Source organism: Halobiforma nitratireducens JCM 10879, from assembly GCF_000337895.1.
GTDB classification, from domain to species: Archaea; Halobacteriota; Halobacteria; order Halobacteriales; family Natrialbaceae; genus Natronobacterium; species Natronobacterium nitratireducens.
On sequence record NZ_AOMA01000194.1, the window covers coordinates 1 to 2,908 of the forward strand.

Consider the following 2,908-nt stretch of genomic DNA (forward strand, 5'->3'; position numbering starts at 1 on the left):
GACCTCGAACTCGACGTCGAGGAACGGATCGCGCTCGAACTCACGATCGACGACGACCGCGTCGCCGATCTGGTCGACGAGCGCGAGGACCTGATCCGCGAGGAAGTCCGGGCCGACGAACTCGGCGGCCTCGACGTCGAGAACGGCGAGCGAAAGGAGTGGGAGGTCGAAGGCGTGTCGATGACGATCGCGATCGAGCCGCTGGCTGCTGCTGAGGCGTCGGACTAACATCCGTCGACCGACGTGAGACGGCGCAGGGCCTGAGACGACGCCGCTCGTTTCTTTTTGGTCCGTGAAGCGTCTCTCGAGCCGTGTGAGCTAACCCCACGAGCAGAGGACAGATCGTTCACGTTGCCGGCGAATCCGAGGCGGAAGAATGTGGATCGAGAGTGCAATCGAGTCGTTGGCGGAATAGGTCCGAGTCTGTGGCTCGATTGTCGGCCGCCTCGATACACGGCGGACTGACTTTCGTCATTACACCGGCTTCGCCGGATCACTCCGTTTCGTTCATACGAATGATTAATTCTAACTAATATTGCTGCAAACAGTATGGACGTTCCATGAACGGAGTAGAGCGTGATCACGTCCTCACGAGGTTGCTTGATGCTCCGGGCCTCTCCGGATACGAGTCAGCGTGTCAGCAGGTGTGGATAGATAGTGTCGCGGACTATGCAGATTCCGTCGAAACGGATTCGTACGAAAACGCCGTCGCAAGGGTTGACGGGGATGGATCGTTGACCGTTGCAGTAACGAGTCACATTGATGCGGTCGGATACGTCGTCCGCCGAATCGATGAACGCGGATATCTCCATGCCGGTGGTGTCGGTGGCGTCGATGCCGTCTGTGCACGAGGACAACGCGTTACCGTTCACAGCTCTGATGAAGAAGTAGCTGGAGTCGTTGTCCACACACCGAGTGAGATGTACGACTGGACCGTTACCCAGCTAACTGATCCGTCGGAGGTACGTATCGATATCGGTGCAGAGGATCGGGCAGATGCACGAAATTGCGTTACTGTCGGCGATCCGGTAACCGTCGCTGCAGAGCCGACCGAACTTACTAACGGACGGATCGCGGCGCGATGCCACGATAACCGAACCGGCGCGTATATCGTCGCCGAAGTGATTCGTCGCGTCGCACGAACGACCCCCGATACGACCGTTCTCGGCGTGAGTACCGTTCAAGAAGAAATTGGCCGACGCGGTGCGTCGATGATTTCGGCCGAGTACGACGTAGATGCGGTGCTCGTCGTCGATGCGGGAGTTGCGACGGACTCCCCCAAGGCATCACCGTCGGTTGGCAACCGAATTACGCTCGGCAGTGGACCGATCGTTGCTCGCGGCGGTGGGACACATCACCGGCTGGTTGCCGCTGCCAGATCCGTTGCGGATGCTACCGACCGATCGATTCAATTCCAGGCGACACCGGACGGAACAGGAACGGATGCGGACGCATTCGCCACCGAACACGGTCCGGTTCCGACTTTACATCTCGGCTTTCCGACGCGTAACCTGCATACAACAGTCGAAGTAGTCGACGCCGGTGACGTCGAAGCGACGATCGGGTTACTAACTGATCTCCTTTCGAGGATCGGGGACGCCGGGACGATCGATCGATTGTAGCACCTCACGAGGAACAGGCACACCGGTTACAGACCGGCAACAGCCCCTCTTTCGACAGCTGTTCGCGGAATTGACTCATTTCTCGTCCCGTCCAGATGTCGGTGAGCCGATCGTCGCGAACATTTCCCATCGGTTGTCGGACGAACGGACAGGGATAGACGTCACCTTCAGGACCGATAAGCGGTCGACGGTAGATCGCTTCACACCCCCGCCGGTGATCGCGCTCTCCGCCGTCGAACCACTCGTCGACGGTGGATTCGGAAGCGCCTGGCGGAAATACCTGTACGGTTGCCGGTGACTGTTCGGCACGCTCTCGAACGTCCCGCAACCCCTCGTTGACGGCCGCCGTATTCGCCGGATGTTCGGGCAAGACTGGCAACATCATCACCCCTTCATCACAACCCAGTCGCTCGGCCGAACGGGCTACGTCGCTCGGTCGACCCCAGGTCTGAAGCTGAAACCCGACCTTATCGGCGAATGGCTCGACCACCTCGAGAAGGTCCGAAAACCGATCTTCGTTGTACGACGAAACCACACAGTTGAGATAGAGTTCGTTCAGACAGGTACGGTCGATACGTCGCAGGTTTTCGAGGACGCGGTCGAACGTTCCGTTGCCCCTGATGGCGTCGTGTGTCTGTCGTGGCCCGTCTACTGAGACGCTGAGCGCGTCTATTGGAAGATCGTTGACCCTCGACGCGGCTTCTGGCGTCGATAATGACGTCAGGAGCCGCAACTCGTCGACGTGTCGAGACACAATCTCACAGATCTCGTCGGTGTCCGGTCGAAGAAGGGCTTCACCACCCGTAATCACGAACGATTCGATATCGTACTCCCGTAGATGTGGGAGTAAATTCGTCTCTATCTCGGCGACCGAAAGTTCATCGAGGCCGCGATTCGTTTCGAGATAGCAATGAGAACACTCCAGATGACAGCGATTGGTCACCTCGAGCGTAATATGGTTCGGTTCGCGCATGATTAGAGCGGCGTCGGTTTCGTTTCGGTTCGCTCTTCGACCATCGGAAGAATTTCGTCGACGAAATATTGCATATTCTGGCAGAATCGTGGATCGCGTCCGGCCAGGGTATCGTCGACGTTCCAGGACCACCATCGACAGCCGCCGCCACAGTACTCCAGGGCGTCACACGTCCGGCAGTCCTCCGGAATTACTTCGGAAACCGTCGTCTGTTTGAACTCTCGCATGGTATCACCAGTCCAGACGTCCTCGAGTTGTTCATCGGTTACGTCCCCACACTCGTAGTCGTGAAGGAGCGTACACGGCGTCACAG

Annotated in this window: 4 protein-coding genes; 2 read left to right on the top strand and 2 right to left on the bottom strand. The window is 58.2% G+C overall.

Annotated features, from left to right (window positions below; genetic code table 11):
* Window positions 1–228, top strand: a 228-nt coding sequence (locus C446_RS17075; RefSeq protein WP_006674388.1) for a hypothetical protein, incomplete at its 5' end; no start/stop codon positions are given.
* Between the two features lie 332 nt (window positions 229–560).
* Complete coding sequence (locus C446_RS17085; RefSeq protein ID WP_083861158.1) at window positions 561–1,622, top strand: zinc-binding metallopeptidase family protein; 1,062 nt, start codon at window positions 561–563, stop codon at window positions 1,620–1,622.
* Between the two features lie 4 nt (window positions 1,623–1,626).
* Here C446_RS17085 and C446_RS17090 read toward each other — a convergent pair whose 3' ends face one another.
* Both C446_RS17090 and C446_RS17095 read right to left on the bottom strand, forming a co-directional pair.
* Entirely contained in the window at window positions 1,627–2,595 is a 969-nt protein-coding gene (locus C446_RS17090; RefSeq protein ID WP_006674391.1) for a radical SAM protein, read from the bottom strand.
* Window positions 2,596–2,597: 2 nt separating this feature from the next.
* On the bottom strand, window positions 2,598–2,908 hold a 311-nt coding region (locus C446_RS17095; RefSeq protein ID WP_152419472.1), incomplete at its 5' end, for an SPASM domain-containing protein.

Coding starts and splice junctions, on each gene's coding strand:
- C446_RS17090 (WP_006674391.1), bottom strand. CDS start 2,595: ATGCGCGAACCGAACCATATTACGCTCGAGGTGACCAATCGCTGTCAT.
- C446_RS17085 (WP_083861158.1), top strand. CDS start 561: ATGAACGGAGTAGAGCGTGATCACGTCCTCACGAGGTTGCTTGATGCT.